This window comes from Nocardiopsis sp. NPDC050513 (assembly GCF_044457925.1).
Taxonomy (GTDB): domain Bacteria; phylum Actinomycetota; class Actinomycetes; order Streptosporangiales; family Streptosporangiaceae; genus Nocardiopsis.
In genome coordinates, this window is sequence record NZ_JBITHK010000004.1 from 68,264 (window position 1) to 87,748 (window position 19,485).

Here is a 19,485-nt window from a genome sequence, read left to right on the forward strand (position 1 = left end):
GGAGGGAGAGCGCATGACGACCGAGGGGACCGAGGGCTTCGACACGGGCGAGGCGCGTGCGGCCGCCGACGAGGGTTCCGGAGTGCGGCTGCGCCCGCAGTCGCTGATGCTGGGCTTCCTCGGCAACTTCGTGCTCGGCCGGGACGTCGGAGTGTTCTCCGGGAGCTTCATCGACGTGTTCGCCCGCGTCGGGGTGTCCGAGCACGCCGCCCGTTCCACGCTCAGCCGGATGGCGCGGGGCGGCCACTTCCACCGGGAAAGGCACGGCCGCAGGGTCTACTACGGGCTCACCCGGCGCTGCGCGGAGATCCTCGCCGACGGCGAGCGGCGGATCTGGACGACCGGGGTGGTGAACCTCGACGCGGAGGCGCCGTGGACCCTCCTGGCCTTCTCGCTCCCGGAGCGGCGCCAGCGCGAACGCCACGACCTGCGCTCCCGCCTGACGTGGGCGGGGTTCGGCCCGCTCCAGAACGGGCTGTGGGTCGCGCCGTCGAAGCTCGACGCGTGCCAGGTGATCGACGGCCTCGGGATCGCCGACAACGTGCGGGTGTTCCACGCCCGGCCCGCCGCCCCGACCGAGGTGGGCAGGATCATCGCCGACGCCTACGACCTGGACGACCTGGCCGCCCGTTACCGGAGCTTCCTGGAGCGGTGGGACAGCGCCGCCCCGGTCCCCGAAGCGCCCGACGACCTGGCCCGGCTCCTGCTGCTGATGACCGACTGGCTTCAGACCATCCGCCTCGACCCGCGCATCCCGCTCGCGCACCTGCCGGACGACTGGCCCGCCGTCCGGGCCCAGAAACTGGTGCACGAGCTGCACGGGACCTACGCCGAGCCCGCCCGGATCGAGGCCGAGCGGGTCCTGGACACCGTCCCCATGCCGCCCGTGGACTGAGGGCGACCGGGTGTGGTCCGGGGCGCTCCCGTCCGCCGTCCACCGCGGGAGCGCCCCGGGGCCTACGACGCCTCGTACACCAGGTCGCCCTGCACGTACGTCCGGGCCACCCGGGCCTCGTGGATCGCCTCGGCCGGGCCCGCGAACGGGTCCCGGTCGAGCACCACCAGGTCCGCCAGGGCGCCCGGCCGCAGCGTTCCGGTGTCGTCGAGGCGGTTGACGTACGCCGACCCCGCCGTGTAGGCGGCGACCGCCGTCGCCAGGTCCAGCCGCTGCTCCGGGAGGAACACCGGCCCCGACTCCCCCGGGGAGACCCGGTTGACCGCGACGTGGATCCCCGCCAACGGGTCGGCGCTGCTCACCGGCCAGTCGCTGCCCGCCGCCAGGACCGCCCCGGACCGGTGCAGGGACCCGAACGGGTACTGCCATGCGGCCCGCTCGGGGCCCAGGAACGGGATGGTCAGCTCGTCCATCTGCGGCTCGTGCGCCGCCCACAGGGGCTGGATGTTGGCCGTCGCGCCCAGGGCGGCGAAGCGCGGCACGTCGTCGGGGTGCACGACCTGCAGGTGCGCCAGGTGCGGGCGGTTGGCCGACGGACCGTTGGCCTTCCCCGCCGCCTCGACCGCGTCGAGCGCGTCGCGCACGGCCCGGTCCCCGAGGGCGTGGAAGTGCGCCTGGAAGCCGAGCCGGTCCAACTCGGTGACGTGGCCGGGGAGCAGCTCAGGGTCGATGAAGCTCGTGCCCCGGTTGCCCGTGGCGCATCCGCAGCCGTCCAGGTAGGGGTCGAGCATCGCGGCGGTCCCCGTCTCGGCGATCCCGTCGAGCATGAGCTTGACGGCGTCCGCGCGGAACCGCCCGTGGGAGAGGGCGGCCCGCCGCTCGACGAGCTCGGGGATCTGCTCGGCCCCGCGTCCCCGGTCCCACCACAGCGCGCCGACGACCCGCGCGGTGAGCGCCCCCTCCCGCGCGAGCTCCGCGTAGACGGCCGACGGGTCGGGGATCCCGGAGAAGGACCCGACCAGGGCGTCCTGCCAGGCGGTGATCCCGAGGGAGTGCAGGTGCTCCTGCGCCCGGAGCAGGGCGGCGCGCAGGTCGGACGGCGCGGGCTCGGGGGCCAGACGGCTGACCAGGCCCATCGCGCCCTCCTGGAGGAGCCCCGTCGGCTCGCCGTCGGGGCCGCGCTCGATCCGGCCGTCCGCCGGGTCGGGGGTGTCGCGGGTGATCCCCGCCAGCTCCAGCGCCCTGCTGTTGACCCAGGCCCCGTGATGGTCGCAGTTGGGCAGGTAGACCGGCCGGTCCGCGACCACCGCGTCGAGGTCCGACCGGTGCGGCGCGCCTCCCTCGAAGGCCTCCATCGACCAGCCGCCCCCGGTGATCCACGCGCGCCCGGGGTGCGCGGCGGCGTAGGCGGCGACGGCGGCGAGGGTCTGGGCCCTGGTCCCGGTCCCGGTCAGGTCGCACTGGACCATCTCCAGCCCGGCCGCGACGGGGTGCGCGTGCGCGTCCTGGAAACCGGGCAGCAGGAGTCGGCCGTCGAGGTCGACCACGGTCGTCGACGGCCCGACCAGATCGCGCGCCGCCGCGTTCCCGACGGCGGAGATCCGGCCTCCGGTCACGGCGACGCCGGTCGCGCGGCCGGGCGGCCCGTCGGGTGTGAGCACGGGGCCGTTGGTGAACACGAGGTCGGCGTGTCGGGAGTTCAATGCGGTGTTCCCTTCGATCGGTCAGCGGGCGGGGGCCGGTTCGGCCTCGTCCGGCGCGGTCGGCCGCGAGGCGCGGAGGAAGTAGGGGGAGCGGCGCACGTAGCGGGCCCAGGCGGCGGCGGCGATCCCCGTCGCGACCATCGCGATCGGGATCGACAGCAGGAACCAGCCGTTGTCCGGATCCACCGCGAAGCGGTCCGTCGAGGTGGCGAAGGACCAGCACAGGTAGCCGGCGATCCCCAGGACGACCGACGCGCCCACCAGGGGCAGGACCACCGCGCGCAGACCGGCCCCCGGCGACTCCCGCACCAGGTGCCGGAACCGCACCGCGGCCGCGAGCGCGGTCAGCACGTAGATCAGCGCGACGAGGATCCCGACCGAGTTGACCGTCGCCATGATCACGTCGGCGAGCCGGGGGATGACCAGGGACGAGGCGGCCACGCCCGCCGCGACGGCGCCCAGCGCCAGGGTCCCCGCGGCCGGGGTCCCGAACCGCGGGCTGACCCGCGACCACAGCGGGCCCAGAGTGCGGTCCCGGCTCATGGCGAACATGCCGCGGGCGGTGGGGATCACGCCGGACTGGAGGGAGGCGACGGCCGAGAACATCAGCGCCACCAGGGGCAGCGCGGCCAGCGGCTGGTCGGCGAGGTGGCCGGCGAAGACGGCGAGCCCCTCGGGGCCGGCGCCGGTCAGCTCGTCCTCGGACAGCACGCGCTGGAAGGCCACGGAGCCGAACAGGAACAGGGCGAGCGTGGAGAACAGCGTGAGCAGTCCGGCCCGTGAGGCGTCCCCGGGATCGCGGACCTCCTCGCTGACGCTGAACGCCGCCTCGAAGCCCCAGTAGCAGAACACCGACAGCAGCAGGCCCTGCGCCAGCACCTCGACGGAGGGGAGCGCGAACGGATCGAACCAGTCGAGGGTGAACGGGTTGGGGCCGACGGCGATCCCGTAGCCCAGGAACCCGAGCAGGACCGCGTACTCGAACACCAGCAGCCCGCCCTGGAGCCGGGCCGCCGCGCGCAGGCCGGTGACCGCGGTCAACGTGACGCCGACGAGGACGCCGACGCCCACCGCGACGGACTGCGCCGTCGACCCCGGGTCCAGCACCAGGCCCCCGACGCGGTCCGCGCCCGCCATGCGGATGGTCTGGAGGATCGCGGACCCCGTGACCGCCGTCGTGTAGGCGAGGAAGGCCACGGTGGCGACGATCATCGTCCAGCCCGCGAGGAACCCCAGCCAGGGGTTGAGGGAGCGGCCGACCCAGACGTAGGTGTTGCCCGCGTTGGGCTCGACCCTGTTGAGCTGGGTGTAGGCCCCGGCGATGCAGAGGATGGGCAGGAAGCCCAGGAGCATGACCGCGGGCAGGTGGGGGCCGACCACCATGGCCATCGCGGTCAGGCCGATGCCGATGCTCGTGGTGGCCGCCGTGCTGGACGCCGCGATCGCGACGCCGTCCAGGACGCCGATGGACCTGCGCAGGGGAGGGGGGACCGCCGGGGTGGTCGTCATGCCGGGCTCCGTTCGCTGGGGGACCGTCCGGTGAACGGCCATGGAACACGGTGGCCTCTTCACAGGTCAATGCCGTTGTCATAAGCTGCCGGGAGCAGGGGCCGACCGAGGGAGGGCCGATGAGCGACCGAGTGGTGCCGCCCGCCGCGCGCAGGAGGAGGCGGCCGACCAAACGGGGGGTCGTGCTGTCGGAGGAGTTGATCGTCGAGACGGCGTTGCGGCTGGTCAGCGAACACGGCGCCGACGCGTTGACGGTCCGGCGCCTGGGGCTCGCCCTGGGTGCCGACCCCAGCAGCCTCTACCGGTACTTCCGCAACGCCGACGACCTCCTGCTGGCGGTGGCCGACGCGCTCATCGGTCGCGCCCTGGCGGGTTGGACGCCCGCCGGCGACTGGTGCGCCGACCTGCGCGAGCTGGGGCGGCGGTTGCACGCCGGTGCTCTGGCGCACCCGCAGGCGACCGTGCTGGGCGCGTGCCGCGTCACCGGGCGCGCGCACGAGATCCGGGCGGTGGAGACGGCGCTGGGCCTGCTGCGCGGAGCCGGATTCCCCGACGCCGAGGCGGTGCGGATCTACCACGCGTTCATCGACCAGGCGCTGGGTTTCGCCGCCCTGGACGCCGCCAACGCCGCCCTGCCCCAGGTCGCGCACGACGCCGAGGAGGAGGCGTGGCGTACGGCGTACGGCGGACTGCCGGAGGAGACGCACCCCAACATCGCCGCGACGGTGCCGCTGCTGGCGGCCACCATGCGGGGCAGCGCCTATCCGACGGCGCTGAACATGCTGCTCGCGGCGGCCGAGGCGCGCCTGGCGGTCCACATCCGGGAGGGGTGAGACCCGGACGCGCTACTCGTGCGGGGGGCGCTCGCCCGGCGGTCGCGGTCCCGCGTGGATGTGGACCTGTCCGATGGTCCCGGCCTGGACGACGACGCCGTGCGCGTCGCCGTTCACCGCGTTCTCCGTCGTCGGGTTCCCCGGCGGCTCAGGGGGTGGCGCGCCCGGGGCCGGAGCCGACCACCTCCGCTCGGCCCGGTGCCTCAGCTCCCGCACGACCAGGTCGGCGACGCCCGAGGCGACCCTGCAGATGAACACGCCGACCGCGATCACCAGGAGGTACAGGAGGAGTTCGGCGGGGCTGAGCGGCGGATTCCGGGCATGCTCGGCGAGGAGCGGTCCCCCCGGTAAGAGGGGCGAGAGCCAGGATCCGGTGAGCCAGTGCCGTGCACCCTTCCGCCGACGTTCGGTACGCGTTCCGTGACACTACACCGCCCGTCCGACACACCGTGAGACCGGTGGCCGCATCCGGCCTTCCCCGGCGGATCGCCGGTCTGGCCCGCGTGGGGAATCCGCGGGTCAGCCTTGCTCGGGGCGCTCGGAGTGCCCCAGCCCGCGGTCGGGGGCGATCCGGTCCCGGACGAGCCGCTTGAGCTCGGCCGCGTCGGTGAAGGCGGCGTCGGTCTTGCGCGACCACACGCTCTCCCCGTCCAGCCGCACCTCGAACACGCCCCCGGTGCCGGGGACGAGCGCGACCTCGCCCAGGTCCCCCTCGAACGTCGTCAGCAGTTCCTGTGCCATCCACGTCGCCCTGGGGAGCCACCGGCACTGCGTGCAGTACTCGATCTCCAGCCGCGGCTGCTTGTCCACCATGCGCCCCAGGATGCCATGCCGGAACCACGCCGTCCCGTCCGGCGTGCCTGCGGCCTCTGGTAGACCGGTGCCATGAGTGTCGCAGCGTTGCAGGAGTTGCTGGAGAGGTTCGCCGACGCCCGGGACTGGGGCCCGTACCACACGCCCAAGAACCTCGCCATGGCCCTCGCCGGAGAGGCCGGGGAGTTGGTGGCCGAGTTCCAGTGGCTGACCGCCGGGGAGTCCGAGCGGGTCATGGCCGACCCGGACAAGGCGGCGGCGGTCCGTCAGGAGATGGCGGACGTGTTCTGCTACCTGCTGCGCCTGGCCGACGTGCTCGGGGTCGACCTGGACGCGGCGGTTCGCGAGAAGGTCGCGATCAACGAACACCGCTTCCCGGTCCCGTGAGGGTGGCCCGGCGGCTCCGCGAGGGGCCGGAGCGCCCGGCGCGCCGTTCGACCGGGTGCCGAACGTCCGGAATCGACCGGTATTCCGTGTAGGGTTCCGCCATGCAGCCATGGCCCGTGCCCCCTCCGCACCACAACCCCCACCATCAGGGGGCTCCCCGGCCCGCGGGGCTCGCCGGAACCCCGCTCACCTTCGACGTGCGTCACTACCAGCAGGTCAAGGAGAACGTGTGGGCGGACGCCTCGGGGGACGCCGTCGTCCTGGACTACTTCGACATCCCCCCGAATCTGCCCGCTCCCCTCGAGGACCTCGCCGCTCTGCGCACCCGAACCAGCGTGTCGACGGCACAGGCCGGAATGGGCCTGGTCGAGCTCGACGTGGTCTGGATCGACGGACTGCCCGCGGTCCGCCAGATGGTCAAGGGGCAGCACCCGCAGGGACACGGCATGGTCTACCTCGGGTCGTACACCGTCCCTCGCGCCACGTGCAGCGTCACGCTCAAGGTCCAGTGCGCGGAGGGCCAGCCGACCGGTGTGCGGGAGGCGACCCTGCTGCCCCGCTTCCTCCAGCAGTACAGGGGCGGCGCCGCGTCGCCGGACGAGGCGATGGCGGCGTGGGCCCAGCACCCCTACGCGTACGGCGTCCAGGGCGGGTGCCCCCGTACTCACGCCGACGAGCCGGGATGGGACGCCCACTACCCCGACCACCCGCTCTCACGGGCACGGCGCCTGCTCGGCGGGATCGCGCACTCCGTCCGGCTCGACCCCGCCTTCAAGGCGGTACCCCAGTTCTGGCTCCAGAACTACTGACCGGCGGCGCCGGACCCCGGCCGCCCGGCGCGGGGCCCGCCACCCGCCACAATGGAAGGCATGTCGCAGCGCAGCCCACGCACCCGGTCCCCGTACGCCACGCAACCCTGCCCGTGCGGTCGTGACGCCGTCTACCAGGACTGCTGCGGGCGCCTGCACGCCGGTCTCGCGTCCGCCGCCACCGCCGAGGACCTGATGCGCTCGCGCTACAGCGCCTTCGCGGTCGGCGACGAGGCCTACCTCCTGCGCAGTTGGCATCCCGACACCCGGCCGCGCCGCCTCGGCCTCGACGCCCGCACCGTGTGGGTGCGACTGGAGGTCCTCGGCACCACCGGCGGCACACCGTTCCACAACGAGGGCACGGTCGACTTCCGCGCCGTCCACCGCGAGCGCGGCCGGGAGTCCGAGCTCCGCGAGCACAGCCGGTTCGTGCGCCACGAGGGCGCGTGGGTCTACCTCGACGCCCTCCCCGCATAGCGCGCCGGCCCGCCCCCGCGAGCCGGCCCCGCCCCCCGCCGCGCCTCCGACCGTCACCCACCGTGGCGTCACCGTCACCGCAAACTGGAACCACGTCCCTGAACTGGACCGATGCGCGCTCTGGGTACCCGGTTGAATGCGGAGAGTTTCGCCATGGAATATTAAGGGTTCGTATACTTCCTCCCCGCTACAGAACGGATGCACAGAGCGCATGGACCAGCGAACCCCAGGTCCGCTCGAGCAGGATGACCTCATCCAGGTCATCGGCCGGGCCATCGCCACGGCCGTCACCGACGGGTGGCGGCAGCTCACCTACCGCACCCGCGTGGTCGGATCCCTCGTCGACGACGTCCTCGCCGTCCAGGGGGTGGACGGCGAGATCCGCCCGACGCCCGTCCCGGAGGGCGTGGCCGAACCCCTGACCCGCCTCAAGCGCGCGTGCTACCTGGAGGGCAGGGGCACGTGGCTCACCATGGTCCTGTCCATCCACCAGTCCGGCCGCTTCGACGTCGACTTCGACCACGACTCCGACCCCCGGCTGACCCGTCCGCACAACGCCTACGCCTACGCCCAGGAACTCTCCCGCTACCCCCGCACCGAGGAGCACGTCCCCGCCTGGCTCCGCGCCAGGCTCGACGAGGCGCGCCCCATGAGACCGCTCCAGATGGCCGCCGAGTTCGGCGCCGCGCTCGTCGACGCCTGCGCCCGGGAGGGGCTCACCGCCGAGTACCGGCCCCCCACGGCCCTGCGCGTCGACCTCCCCGACGGCACGGCCCTCCTCGACGCCGACATGGAGGAGACCTTCGACCACGGGGTCGTCCTGCTCCCACCGGACCGCGCCGGGCTCGCCGCGCACGTCGCCGGACACCTCGCCCGCTCCGCCGGACTCCGCACGGACGAACCGGCCGCGACCCCGGACCCCGCCGGGCCCGGTACCCCCGGCGCCGCGCCCGCGGGCGCCCCGGTCGACCCAGTCTCGGACGCCCTGCGTGCCGCCTTCCTCCGCCACGGCGCCGACATCTCCTTCCGGGGGCCCGACACCCTCGTCCTGCCCATCGGCGGCACCACCGCCTCCACCGACATCGGCGGGCTGCGCCGCGCCTTGGCGGGCCAGGGGCCCGAGCGGATCGCCCAGTACACCGAGGGCTTCGCCCGCGCCGCCGTCGACCAGCTCTCCCAGGCCGCCGGACAGGCGGTCGAGCCCCCGCACCGCCTGCGGGTCCGCCTCTATCCCGCGGCCATGCTCCCCGAGGGCGCGGTGGACCAGGTCCTGAGCCGCGAGGTCGTCCCGGGCCTGTGGCAGACGGTCGTCGTCGACGGCGCCGACAGCCTGCAACCGCTGTCCCGCCAGGCGCACGCGCGCTCCGGCCGCCGCGAGGAGCGGGTCTTCGCCGACGCCGTCGCCGCCTCCGTGGCCGAACCCGTGGAGGTCACCCGACGCGAGGTCGACGGCACGGAGTACGTGCACATCGGCGGTCGGCACCCGTACGTCGCCGCGCACGCCCACGACCTCGACCGCCACCTGGGCGCGGCGCCGCACGGCGCCCTGGTGGCCTTCCCCACCCCCGGGGTGCTCATCGCGCACGAACTGGGGCAGGGCCACCCCGTCGCGGCCGTGGAGAACCTCCGGGAGATCGCCCGGCGCCTCACCGCCGACGCCGACAAGCCGATCAGCTCCCAGGTCTACTGGTGGCACCCCTCCTCGCGCACCCGCGACCAGGGCGACCCCGCGGACCTGCGGCCGGTCGCGGCCGAGGGCGACCACGGGGACGGGAGGCCGTCCCCGTACACGCCCGACGAGGAGTTCGCCCGGCTCGTGCGCTCGCTGACGTAGCCGGCCGCGCCCCCGGACCACGAGGACGCCGCCGTCCGGGGGCGCCCTACCCGTCCAGGAAGCGGTATCCGAACTGCGCCAGGCGCGCACGCGCCCGGTCCAGCTCCTCCGGGGTGAACAGGGCCGCGAACTCCGACCGCAGCACGAGCGCCTCCACGGTCAGGTCCAGGCGGCCGCGTTCCCCCAGGTTGGCGAACCCGTCCGAGACCGCCGGGGCGTCGAGCAGCTTGCGCGCCGTGCCCAACGGCCCCAGCTCGGACAGCGTGCCCAGGAAGTACGTGGCGGTGTAGTCCGCCTCGGACCGTGCTGGAGGCCGCGCGGCCAGAATCCCCCCGCCTCGGCCAGCACGGTGACCGGGGCGCAGCGGCTCCTCGACCGGGGCGTCCGCTCCGGACACCGCCACCGCGGAACCGGCGCGTGAGTCAGGACGACGGCCTCCGGCACCGGCTGTACCCGACCCGTGATCCTGCCCCACAGTCAGGACCTTGGTCCCGAAAACCCGCATTCCCCAGCGGTGACCAGGCCATCGGTGCGACCGTCTTCTCGAACACGCCGACTCCCACCCCGCGAGCCTCCCCCTGACACCTCGGACAGAGAGCACGAGAACACCCTTGGTAGCCGACGAACGCACCCCCGTACTCACCGATGTCAAGCGCCTCTACCAGTTCCTGCTCAACGCGGAGGAACTGCGCAGCAAGCCCGTGCGGACCGTCGACGGCTCGGTCCGCGTCCTGTGGCTGGACGACCTGCCACGGGACGCCCACAGCGTCGCCTCCGGGCTCTTCGACGCCGACGTGGCCGACTGCTGGCTTCGCGTCGACCGGGTCCACACCTCCGAACCCCCGCCCCTGCCCGCCCTCCTGCGCCCCTGGATCGACCCCGGGCGGGTCCGCGACCACACGGGCGGGGAGGCTCCGCCGCTGAGGGAACGCGCGCTCACCGCCTCCACCGGCGGCGAGCGGGCCGACGCGGCCGACGCGGGCCCCGCCGCCCTGACCGCAGCGGCCGCGGGCGGCGAAGCCCGCGGGCACGGCGGCGCCGGGAGCGCCGTCCTCACCCTCGACGACCACCCGGACCGCGAGGAGATCACCGACGCCCACCGGACATGGTCCGGCACCTGGGAGACCTGGGCCGACCGCGAACGCCGGGCCGCTCCCCTCATCCGCCTCTACGAACGCGTCTACCGCATCCACACCGAGGCCGTCGACCTCGGTGAGTCCTACGAGCTGGTTCTCGGCCTCGGCCTGCTGACCTGGACGGCGGAGGACCAGCCGGTGCGCCGCCACCTCCTCACCCGGCGCGCCGTCCTGTCCATGGACGAGCGCGGTCGGATCGAACTCGCCCCGGACCCCGACGGCCCCGGATACACCCTCGAAGAGGAGATGCTCGACGCCTCCCAGCGCGTCCGCGAGGAGCCCCGGGAACGGATCGCGGCGGAACTGGCGTCGGCCTCGGAGTTCGACGGCCCCGACGGCGCCGCCCACCTGCACGCCGCCCTCAGGGAGTGGACGCTCGCCGCCTCCTCCGACGCCCGCTACGACGAGACCGGAGCCCGGCAGGGGACCAGCGCGGACACCAGCGCCGCCCGTGTCGCCTTCGCCCCCGCCGTCATCCTGCGCGAGCGCCCCAAGCGCGGCGAGGTGAACGCGCTGCGCCAGATCACCGACGCCGTCGAACGCCACACCGAGGCGACCCCGCTCCTGCGTCACCTCGTCGGCGGCCGGACCGGAGCCCCGTCCGATCCCGGTTCCGAGTCCGTCGAGGACCTCCCCGAGCCCGGCTCCGGTACCGTCCCCGTCCCCTCCGCCGAGGACGAGCTGTACTTCGCGCTGCCCTCCAACGCCGAACAGCGCCAGATCGCCGACCGGCTGCGCGCCAGCGACCTGGTCGTCGTCCAGGGACCGCCCGGCACCGGCAAGACCCACACCATCGCCAACCTGGTCACCGACCTGCTCGCCCGTGGAGAGCGCGTCCTCATCACCAGCCACACCACCCGCGCCCTGAAGGTCCTCAAGGACAAACTGCCCGACCAGATCCGCCCGCTGGCCGTCAGCCGTACCGGTGACGGCATCGAGGCCCAGCGCGAACTGGAGGCGTCCGTCCGCACCATCCTCGAACGGCAGGCCGACGACGACCCCCGGGCGTCCCGACGCGAGATCGACGCCCTCCACCGACGCCTGGACGGCGCCCGGGGCCGACGCGACCAGGAGCTCAAGGAACTGCGGAGCATCCGCGAACGGGAGACCTTCCACCACCCCCGCCGGATCGGCGACTACGAGGGCACCCTCGCCCGCATCGCTGAACGGCTCGCCGAGGAGGAGGACCGCCACGGCTGGATCGGCGAGGTGACCGCAGACCGACCGCCCGTCACCGCCGACCGGGTCCGCGGACTCCTCGGCGCCGCCCGCGCCTACACCCCCGTCCACCGCCGGATCAGCGCCGAGGTCCCCGAAGCCGCGCGCCTGCCCGCCCCCAGCGGCTTCGCCGACGCGCTCGAAGCCATCGCCGAAGCCGACCGCGCGGCCTCCGAAGCGGCCGGCTCCTGGGAAGGGGACACCGGCGCACTCGTCCAGGGGCTGTCCCGCGAACGCTGCGCCGCGCTGCGCGCCAGGGTCGAGGACTTCACCGCCGCCAGGGATCTGACCGGCCGCCTCGACCGGCGCTGGGACGCTCTGCGCGCCGGGGTCCTGGCCGGACGGGAGCAGGAGGCCCGCGCGCAGGCGGACACCGTGCGCTCCTGTCTGGAGGCGGCCGAGACCGCGCTCACCGCGCTCGGCGGCGCACTCATCGAAGGACTGGACCGGTTCGGCCTGGGCCAAGCGCTGGGGTTCGCGGCCACCCTGCACGAAGGGCTGGCCAACGGCCGCAGGATCCACGGCGTCTTCGGTCTGCGGACCCGTCTGGCCAGGGACAATGCCGCCTTTCTCGACGCGGTCACCGTCGACGGACGCGCCCCCCACTCCCTGCGGGCGCTGGAAGCGGTACGCCACCGGATCGACGCCGAACGCTGCCTGTCCGAAGCCGCCCGGGCCCTCGGCGCGGACGCCTCTGCCGAGTCCTGGGGAGAACCGCGGACCCGGACCGCCCGCCTGCGCGACGCCCTCGCCGCACTCGACACGCTGCTGGACCTGGCCCGGGCCCGCACCTCCCTGATCGCGGCCGCGACCGAGGTGCCCCGGCTCGCCGCCCTCGACTGGGCCGTCGACGCCGAGGTGGACCGCGTCGCGCTCCTCCTGACGGCCGCCGACGCCGAACACGGCGCCGCCCCCGCCCGCGCGTCGGTCGCCGGGGCCCGCGCCGAGCTGCGGGCCTGGTCCGACCGCTCCCACCCCGAGCCTCCCGCCCTGCGCCGGGCCCTGACGGCCGTGGAGTCCGGTGACACGGAGGGGTACGCCGCCGCGTGCGCGGAACTGGAACGGGTGCGCGAGGCCGCCCGGCTGGCCGCCGTCTACGAGGAGGCCCTGGACAGCGTCGCCCGGGCGCACCCCTCCCTCGCCCGGTCGATCGCCGACACCTGTGACGACCCGGCGTGGGACACCCGTCTGGCCGGGTTCGACCAGGCGTGGGCGTGGTCGGCGTGGAACCGGCGCCTGACCGAACTCACCGACCCGGCCGCCGAGGAGCGCTGCCGGGCCCGGTTGGAGGAGGCCGACGGCGAGATCCGGCTGACCAGGGCCAAACTCGCCGCCGCCCGCGCCTGGAGGGCCTGCCTGTCCCGGCTGACCCGGGACCAGGAAGTGGCGCTGCGCTCCTACCAGCTCAGCGTCCGCAAGATCGGCAAGGGCACGGGCAAGTACGCCCGCGTCCACCAGCAGCACGCGCGCGAGAGCCTGCGCGAGTGCCAGCCCGCCGTGCCCGCCTGGATCATGCCGCTCTACCAGGTGGTCGCCACCGTTCCCATGGACGCGCCCGGCGCGTTCGACGTGGTCATCGTCGACGAGGCCAGCCAGTCCGGCCCCGAAGCCCTGCTGCTGGCCTGGCTGGGCAAGCGTCTGGTGGTCGTCGGGGACGACAAGCAGGTCAGCCCCGCCAACGTCGGCATCGACCAGGAACAGGTGTTCACCCTGCAGCGGCGTCACCTGGCCGCGTTCCCGGCCTCACGGCGCAACCTGTTCTCACCCAACCGCAGCCTGTTCGACATCGTGTCCGGGCTCGCGGGAAGCCGCGGGCAGCTCATGCTCAAGGAGCACTTCCGGGGCATGCCGGAGATCATCGGCTTCTCCAACGAGCACTTCTACGACGGCAGGCTCCAGCCGCTGCGACAGTACGGATCGGACCGCCTGGAGCCGCTGCGCTCCGAGTACGTGGCCGACGGGATGCTCGAAGGCCGGGGACAGCGGCAGGTCAACCGGGCCGAGGCCGAGCGGCTCGTCGAACGCGTCGTCCTGTGCTGCTCCGACCCCGCCTACACGGGACGCACGATGGGCGTGGTCACCCTGATGGGCAACGCCCAGCAGGCGCTGGTCGAGGATCTGCTCGCCGACCGGTTGTCCCTGGAGGAGCGGATGGAGCGGCACGTCCGCGTCGGCAACCCGGCGGCGTTCCAGGGCGACGAACGCGACGTGATGTTCCTGAGCGCCGTGTACGCGCCCTTCGACACCGACGGCGAGCCCCGCAGGGCCGCCCCCTTCAGCGCGGAGGGCTACCAGCAGGCCGTCAACGTCGCCGCCTCCCGCGCCCGTGACCAGGTGTGGTTCTTCCACAGTTTCGCCCTCACGGAACTGGGCGAGACCGACCTGCGTCGCGCCTACCTGGACTACCTGGGGCGGCCGGCCGCCGACCAGGACGGCTCCGGGCTCGGCGAGATCCCCGCCGACGTGCGTGTCGAGCCGTTCGACAGTCTCTTCGAGCAGCGCGTGTACCGGGCCCTGCGCGAGCAGGGGTACCGGGTGCGACCCCAGTACCCGGCCGGGCGCTACCGCATCGACCTGGTGGTGGAGGGCGGGACCCGCCGCCTGGCCGTCGAGTGCGACGGGGACGCCTTCCACACCGAGGAGAACGCCTCCGACGACGCCGCCCGGCAGCGCGAACTCGAACGGGTCGGCTGGACGTTCGTCCGCATCCGGGGCAGTCGCTTCTTCCGCGATCCCGGAACCGCCCTCCAACCCCTGTGGAAGCAGCTCGAACGGATGGACATCCAGCCCGTCTGATTCCGACCGGAACGGCCCGGGTCCGCCTGGCGGGGCGGACCCGGGCTCGCACCCTCACTCCGACGAGGAGGTGCGGATGTTCACCGAGGGACGCCTGACCCGAGGCCCGGGCGCCGACCCGAGGCACCTGCCGTTCGCAGCCATCGCCGTGAAGACCACGGGTTACGACCCGCGCCGGGACCGGATCTACGAGGTGGCCGTGGTCCGCATGCGCGGCGACGGCACCGTCGTCGACGAGTACGCCACCCTCGTCAACCCCCTGCGCCCCGTGGTCGGCGACGACCACGACCCGGTCACCGACGAGCAGGTCCAGAAGGCGCCCACCTTCGACCGGATCGCCGGGGACCTGCTCGCCCACCTGTCCGGATCGGTGGTGGTCGCGCACGGCCTCGACCACGTGGACCGGTTCCTCGACACCGAACTCGGCCGTATGGGCGTACGCGCGCCCGGTGTCCCCGGCCTGTGCACACTGCGCCTCACCCGCGTCCAGGTGGACACCTATCCTTGCCGGCAGGACAACGTCTACCGCCTGCTCACGGGGGAGTGGCCCTCCTGGGAGGCCAGCGCGCTGGACAAGGCCCGGCAGCGGGCACGGATGCTGCACGTCCTCATCGGGCAGAGCCCCGTCGCCCTGCGGTGGAACGGCCCGGGCCCCACCGCCCTGCCCGCCCTGCCGCGCGCCGGCAGGATCGCCCCGCGCGCGCTCGGTCTGCGGATGGGCAGTGAGGGCTGGCTGGCCAACCTGTCGGCCGGACTGCCGGACATGAACCCCTCGCCCCAATCCGATCCCCAGGGGGTGGCTGAGTACCGCTCCATGCTGGGCCGCGCGCTCTCGGACGGGAGGATCGTCGGGGACGAGGCGCATCGACTGGCGCTCCTGGTCACCGGGGCGGGCCTGTGCCAGGCGACCATCCGCCAAGTGCACGAACAGGTGCTGCTGGAGGCACGCACGCGCGCCGAGGAGGACGGCGTGGTCACCTCCGCCGAACTCAGGGAGCTGGAGAAGGCCGCCCGCAACCTCGGTGCCGGTCACCTCGTCCAGGACCTCCTCCAGGTCTCCGAACAGGAGAAGGCCCGCAGGAACGGGCCGCTCAAGGGATGGCGGATCGTGCCCGTCGGCGAGAGCGGCCCGCTAGAGGAGGTCGTCGAGTTCGCGGTGGGCAAGGGGGCGGTCGTCGGTGTGAACGTCACCAAGACCGTGCGCCTGGTGATCGCCGAGGACGGCTCGACCGACCCCAAGGTCGCACGCGCCCGCGCGGCCGGGCACCAGGTGGTCACGCCCGCGGAGGCCTGGGAGGTGCTGAGGGCGGCGATCGAGCGAGCGGAGACCGGACTGTTCGACGACGGCCGGGGAGCGGACGTCGACGCCCGGACGCGCGCCGAACAGGAACGGGCGGACCTCGGCAACCACAGGATCACCGTCACCGCCGGTCCCGAGCCACAGCGGAAGAAGGGCGGCGGGTGCGCGGGTGCGGCGCTGTTGTTCATGGCCACGGGGACGGCGGTGACCACCGCGGCCACCCAGCTCTGGCCGTTCTAGGCGATGTCGGGCAGGCTCACCTGCCCGACATCCCCCAAGCCGCCGTCTCCCGCGAACTCATCGATCACCGAGGTCCTGCCCCACTCCTCGGCGTAACTCCGGAAGAGGTCGAGCAGAACCCTGCGGTGGCCGGGATGGAAGGACCTCGGATCGCACACGATGTCGGGGAACTCCCGCACCATGCGCTCCCAGGACAGACCGTCGCTCAGAGCACGACGGAGGCGGGCCACCTGCCAGACCATGAGAGCGTGGTGCTCCCTTTTGCGGTCGGGGACACCGCGCGCGGGCGTCGGGACACGCCGGCCCGCGGCGGCCAGGGCCTGGCGACGCAGGACACAGGAGCTGCACCCGCCGCAGTGCGGATGGCTTTCCCCTCCGTTCCTGGTGCCGTGGTGCGAGAAACCGGTGTCGCAGGACACCGAGGCCGCGAGGAGACGATCGTGATCGTCGTCGTCGGGAACCCGCCGCACCATCTGGGCCTTGGTCAGCCCGAAGCACGGGTTCTCGATCCGGAAACGCTCGTCTCCCGTGACGGCTCGGGCCAGCCGCTCCATGTACAGCAGCGTCTTCGGGTGGACGGCCCTTGCCGCCTGGGCGCCGACCTGGCCCCGGGACAACGCGAGGTTGAGTGCGCCCGGTCCGTTCTCGTACAGCAGCAGGGAGCCGGTCCCCGTGGCGATGGCGGAGACCACACCGGCGGCGAGGAAGACGAACCCGCGGGTGCGCGCGGTGTCCTCCGGGTTGTCCAGGTGGACCTGGAGGGTGAAGGGCAGCTCGCCGCGCAGTCGCGGGTCGGCCCCGCGCAGCTGGTCGTAGATCCCCTTCTGGACGTTCCTCATGCGGCTGTTGGTGCTGACCGACACCGCGCACAGCGGCTCACCGGTCTCCTCCATGTCGGCGATCAGGCCGCACACCGAGTCGAGTCCGCCCGAGAAGAGGACGGTTCGCGTGCCCAGAGGCAGGTGTTCCAGTTCAAACAGTTGGGATTGATAGTGGAGAGGCCGCCCTCCGCAGGGCTCCAGCTCCCAGGTGTCGGCGGTCAACCAGGTCAGCAGACGCTCGACATGCCCGATATGCGCTGACCACCACGCGGGGTCCTGCACAGGGACGCGGGATCTGATGGTCCGGGACCACTCCCTCCGATGACGCCACTGGTCACGGGCCGGACGGCGGAGATTGCGGTCGACCGCGAAGCACGTCGCCGCGATCGTCCACAGGTCGGCCGCTCGGGGGTGCCTCTCCAGGAGGTCGCGAACCAGGGCAGGGATGGTCCTGGTGAGGTGGGTGTCCTGATCGAAGCTGCGGGGCTCGGGTTCGAGGTCGGAGCTGAACGTCACGGTGGTGGACGTGTCACCGGGCACAGGGGCTCCCAGGGGTCGGGTCAGTTCAGGAGGTCGTCGACCAGGGCGCGCAGGATCGTGGAGGTGAAGGTGAGGTCGGTGAGTTCGAGGAGGTCCAGGGCGTCCTCCACGCCGGGGGTGTCGCCCGCCGCGAACGGTCCGACCCGGTCCAGGGCGTAGCGCCGGATCGCACCGAGGGCGAACTGCTCGGCCACGCGTGCGGCGATGTCCTCCGGTTCGCTTTCGAGCAAAGTGCGCGGGTCCTCGCTGGAGAGCACGACGCTCACGGCCTGGTCGACGAGCGCCCGCATGCCCGAGCCCCGGTACCCGGCGCACAAATCGAGGCTGTCCGGTCCGTCCTCGGCGAGCGTGTGCGCCAGGTCGCGAACCCGGTCGGCGGCTCCGTCCAGGTCGGGTCGGCCGAGGGCGTCGGTGATCTGTCCGAGCGCGCGCCTGGCCCTGGTTTCCGTGTCGAGGGGGAGGTTCACCTGACGCGGGTCGGTGCCCTCCCTGCGCGCCCGGTGACCGGGAGCCCTGATCTTGCCGTACACGGGGTCCAGGACGCGCACCCGGTCGCGTGTGTGCCGGTCGTCGTCGGGCACGCCGCCGCCTCCGCTCCACTCGACTCGTTTCGAGAATCACCCGAAGAGCCGCATACGGCAATATGCCGGGAGGCGAGTGGCGCATATCGGCCAAAATGCGCGGCGGTGATTAATGAGAGCAGTTGTGGGGAAACCCGTTGGAGTCTTCCGAATCCGGGTTCGACCCTCTTCGTCTGACAGGCGGGGAGGGATGGTGACGACGCCACGGCCACCCGGTCTCGGGCCAGCACGCCCCGCCTCCTGACGGAGGTCGCTGACACGCCGACGCCCCCGCTCTCTCGTCCGGACAGCGGGGGCGCCTTTTCCCGTGAGCTCGCTCCTGCGGTCACTCTCAGCGCTGATCATGCCCGCAGGAGCAAGCTCACGGGGGTTGGTTAGTCCAGGTCCCCCTTGGCGACGTTGAGGAATGCCTGCCACTCGTCACCATTGAAGAAGAGGGCGCCCAGGTCGCGGTTCATAGTGTCCCGGACCCCGGTGATCGGACCTTCGGAGACCTCCACACACTCGCCTCGCTCGACGCTGTAGCTGGCGGTGTGCCAGGGGGAGTGTGCGATCTCCAGGCAGTCGGTTGAGGTTCCGCTGTAGCTGGACTTGAACCAGTGCAGGGCGCGCGGCTGCATCGCTTTACTCCTTCTCCAGAGCCTTGGCGGTAAGGCTCAGGAAGCCGATGGTCTGCGTCGGGCGCCAGGCGTCAGCCAGCAAACGCTCGAAAACTTCTGTGTGCCGGCCCAGGGAGGCCTGATCGTCCCAGAAGAGACTCGTGTTGTCGGTGATGGTTACGAGCACCGTCAACTCGTCCAGAGTGAGGAGCGAGAACTTACCGATCTCCAGGGCGGCATGGGCACCAGCTTCGAAGGGGAGCACCTGGAGGGTCACGTTCGGCTGCTCCGAGATCTGGGTGAGATGCCGAATCTGCTCGGCCATCAGCTTAGGGCCTCCGACCGTCGTGCGGATCGCGGCCTCGCTGACGATAGCCCACAGGTGCGAACCGTTGGTTTGCCATACTTCTTGTCGGTTCAGGCGTACCTCAACGCCGGAGTCCACCATCCCAGGTGAAGCACTTGGCATGGTGCCCTTGAAGAGGGCACGTACATAGCCTTCGGTCTGCATGAGACCTGGGATCAGCACGGGCTCATAGGTTCGGATGCGTCGGGCCGCGCTCTCCAAGCCGATGTACGTTCCGTAGTCCTCGGCGATGCCACTGGACTGCCACCAGCCAGAGGATCGTGCCTCTCTCCGCATATGGAGGAAGCGTTGAACGGCCTCCGGCGCAAGACCGTAGTACTCCAAGAGGCGCTCAAGGCTTCCGGGGCCGGGGATCACTCCCTCGACGCCCGGTGTCTCCCAACGGGAGACCGTGGAGACGTTGACCTTGATGGCCTTGGCCACCTCGGATAGCTTCCGATCACCGCGCAATTTGCGCATCTCGGTCGCAAGCTGCCATTGCGCGACAGTCGGGCTCATAGTCATGTCCTCCATGGTGACGACTTCCGCATCGTTCGCCAAGCCGATCTGGGAAATCTGTATATGCTGATTGCATTTGCGTGTTTCATGGTGTCTACTGTAGTCGGCTCCGCACTCCCCGTGGCGAGG

At 72.6% G+C, this 19,485-nt stretch carries 16 protein-coding genes and 1 pseudogene; 8 read left to right on the plus strand and 9 right to left on the minus strand.

The window, feature by feature from the left end; all coding sequences use genetic code 11:
• Positions 1 to 13 precede the first annotated feature (13 nt).
• Positions 14 to 895: a PaaX family transcriptional regulator C-terminal domain-containing protein gene (locus ACIBFB_RS08240; RefSeq protein ID WP_397227653.1), complete on the plus strand. Its 882-nt coding sequence runs from the start codon at positions 14 to 16 to the stop codon at positions 893 to 895.
• Positions 896 to 957: 62 nt separating this feature from the next.
• Here ACIBFB_RS08240 and ACIBFB_RS08245 read toward each other — a convergent pair whose 3' ends face one another.
• Together ACIBFB_RS08245 and ACIBFB_RS08250 are read right to left on the minus strand one after the other, a co-directional pair.
• Complete coding sequence (locus ACIBFB_RS08245; RefSeq protein WP_397227655.1) at positions 958 to 2,598, minus strand: amidohydrolase; 1,641 nt, start codon at positions 2,596 to 2,598, stop codon at positions 958 to 960.
• Positions 2,599 to 2,619: 21 nt separating this feature from the next.
• On the minus strand, positions 2,620 to 4,107 hold the full coding sequence (locus ACIBFB_RS08250; RefSeq protein WP_397227657.1) for an APC family permease: 1,488 nt from the start codon (positions 4,105 to 4,107) through the stop codon (positions 2,620 to 2,622).
• Positions 4,108 to 4,226: 119 nt separating this feature from the next.
• Between ACIBFB_RS08250 and ACIBFB_RS08255 the strand changes: the two genes are divergently transcribed.
• The gene (locus ACIBFB_RS08255; protein WP_397227659.1) at positions 4,227 to 4,940 is read left to right on the plus strand and encodes a TetR/AcrR family transcriptional regulator; all 714 of its coding nucleotides are present in this window, start codon (positions 4,227 to 4,229) and stop codon (positions 4,938 to 4,940) included.
• Between the two features lie 12 nt (positions 4,941 to 4,952).
• On the opposite strand, the gene ACIBFB_RS08260 is transcribed toward ACIBFB_RS08255, so the two are convergent.
• Positions 4,953 to 5,198, minus strand: a complete 246-nt coding sequence (locus tag ACIBFB_RS08260; protein ID WP_397227661.1) for a hypothetical protein — start codon at positions 5,196 to 5,198, stop codon at positions 4,953 to 4,955.
• A gap of 261 nt (positions 5,199 to 5,459) precedes the next feature.
• Positions 5,460 to 5,753, minus strand: coding sequence for a SelT/SelW/SelH family protein (locus ACIBFB_RS08265; RefSeq protein WP_397227663.1), 294 nt, complete (start codon positions 5,751 to 5,753; stop codon positions 5,460 to 5,462).
• Positions 5,754 to 5,825: 72 nt separating this feature from the next.
• Between ACIBFB_RS08265 and ACIBFB_RS08270 the strand changes: the two genes are divergently transcribed.
• The 4 genes from ACIBFB_RS08270 to ACIBFB_RS08285 all read left to right on the plus strand — a co-directional run bounded on the left by ACIBFB_RS08270 (position 5,826) and on the right by ACIBFB_RS08285 (position 9,260).
• Positions 5,826 to 6,140 carry a nucleotide pyrophosphohydrolase gene (locus tag ACIBFB_RS08270; RefSeq protein ID WP_397227665.1) on the plus strand — a complete coding sequence of 105 codons (315 nt, stop codon included), beginning with the start codon at positions 5,826 to 5,828 and terminating at the stop codon, positions 6,138 to 6,140.
• Positions 6,141 to 6,241: 101 nt separating this feature from the next.
• Positions 6,242 to 6,949 (plus strand): hypothetical protein, encoded by a 708-nt coding sequence (locus ACIBFB_RS08275; RefSeq protein ID WP_397227667.1) that lies wholly within the window; start codon positions 6,242 to 6,244, stop codon positions 6,947 to 6,949.
• 60 nt (positions 6,950 to 7,009) lie between these two features.
• Complete coding sequence (locus ACIBFB_RS08280; protein ID WP_397227669.1) at positions 7,010 to 7,426, plus strand: YchJ family protein; 417 nt, start codon at positions 7,010 to 7,012, stop codon at positions 7,424 to 7,426.
• Between the two features lie 211 nt (positions 7,427 to 7,637).
• Positions 7,638 to 9,260: a hypothetical protein gene (locus tag ACIBFB_RS08285; RefSeq protein ID WP_397227671.1), complete on the plus strand. Its 1,623-nt coding sequence runs from the start codon at positions 7,638 to 7,640 to the stop codon at positions 9,258 to 9,260.
• A gap of 46 nt (positions 9,261 to 9,306) precedes the next feature.
• Here the strand turns inward: ACIBFB_RS08285 and ACIBFB_RS08290 are convergent.
• Positions 9,307 to 9,567 (minus strand): annotated as a pseudogene (locus ACIBFB_RS08290) (hypothetical protein); the annotation flags it as partial.
• A gap of 304 nt (positions 9,568 to 9,871) precedes the next feature.
• On the opposite strand from ACIBFB_RS08290, the gene ACIBFB_RS08295 reads away from it, so the two are divergent.
• Together ACIBFB_RS08295 and ACIBFB_RS08300 are read left to right on the plus strand one after the other, a co-directional pair.
• On the plus strand, positions 9,872 to 14,410 hold the full coding sequence (locus ACIBFB_RS08295) for an AAA domain-containing protein (protein ID WP_397227673.1): 4,539 nt from the start codon (positions 9,872 to 9,874) through the stop codon (positions 14,408 to 14,410).
• 76 nt (positions 14,411 to 14,486) lie between these two features.
• A complete protein-coding gene (locus tag ACIBFB_RS08300; protein WP_397227675.1) occupies positions 14,487 to 15,950 on the plus strand; it encodes an exonuclease domain-containing protein in 1,464 nt (487 codons plus the stop codon).
• Here the strand turns inward: ACIBFB_RS08300 and ACIBFB_RS08305 are convergent.
• The 4 genes from ACIBFB_RS08305 to ACIBFB_RS08320 all read right to left on the minus strand — a co-directional run bounded on the left by ACIBFB_RS08305 (position 15,947) and on the right by ACIBFB_RS08320 (position 19,398).
• Positions 15,947 to 17,311 carry a 7-cyano-7-deazaguanine synthase gene (locus tag ACIBFB_RS08305; protein ID WP_397227677.1) on the minus strand — a complete coding sequence of 455 codons (1,365 nt, stop codon included), beginning with the start codon at positions 17,309 to 17,311 and terminating at the stop codon, positions 15,947 to 15,949. The two genes, ACIBFB_RS08300 and ACIBFB_RS08305, sit on opposite strands and share 4 nt — an antisense overlap.
• Positions 17,312 to 17,331: 20 nt before the next feature.
• On the minus strand, positions 17,332 to 17,892 hold the full coding sequence (locus tag ACIBFB_RS08310) for a hypothetical protein (RefSeq protein ID WP_397227679.1): 561 nt from the start codon (positions 17,890 to 17,892) through the stop codon (positions 17,332 to 17,334).
• A 374-nt stretch (positions 17,893 to 18,266) separates the two neighbouring features.
• Positions 18,267 to 18,512: a DUF397 domain-containing protein gene (locus tag ACIBFB_RS08315; RefSeq protein WP_397227681.1), complete on the minus strand. Its 246-nt coding sequence runs from the start codon at positions 18,510 to 18,512 to the stop codon at positions 18,267 to 18,269.
• Positions 18,513 to 18,516: 4 nt separating this feature from the next.
• Positions 18,517 to 19,398, minus strand: a complete 882-nt coding sequence (locus tag ACIBFB_RS08320; protein WP_397227683.1) for a helix-turn-helix domain-containing protein — start codon at positions 19,396 to 19,398, stop codon at positions 18,517 to 18,519.
• Between the last annotated feature and the right edge of the window lie 87 nt (positions 19,399 to 19,485).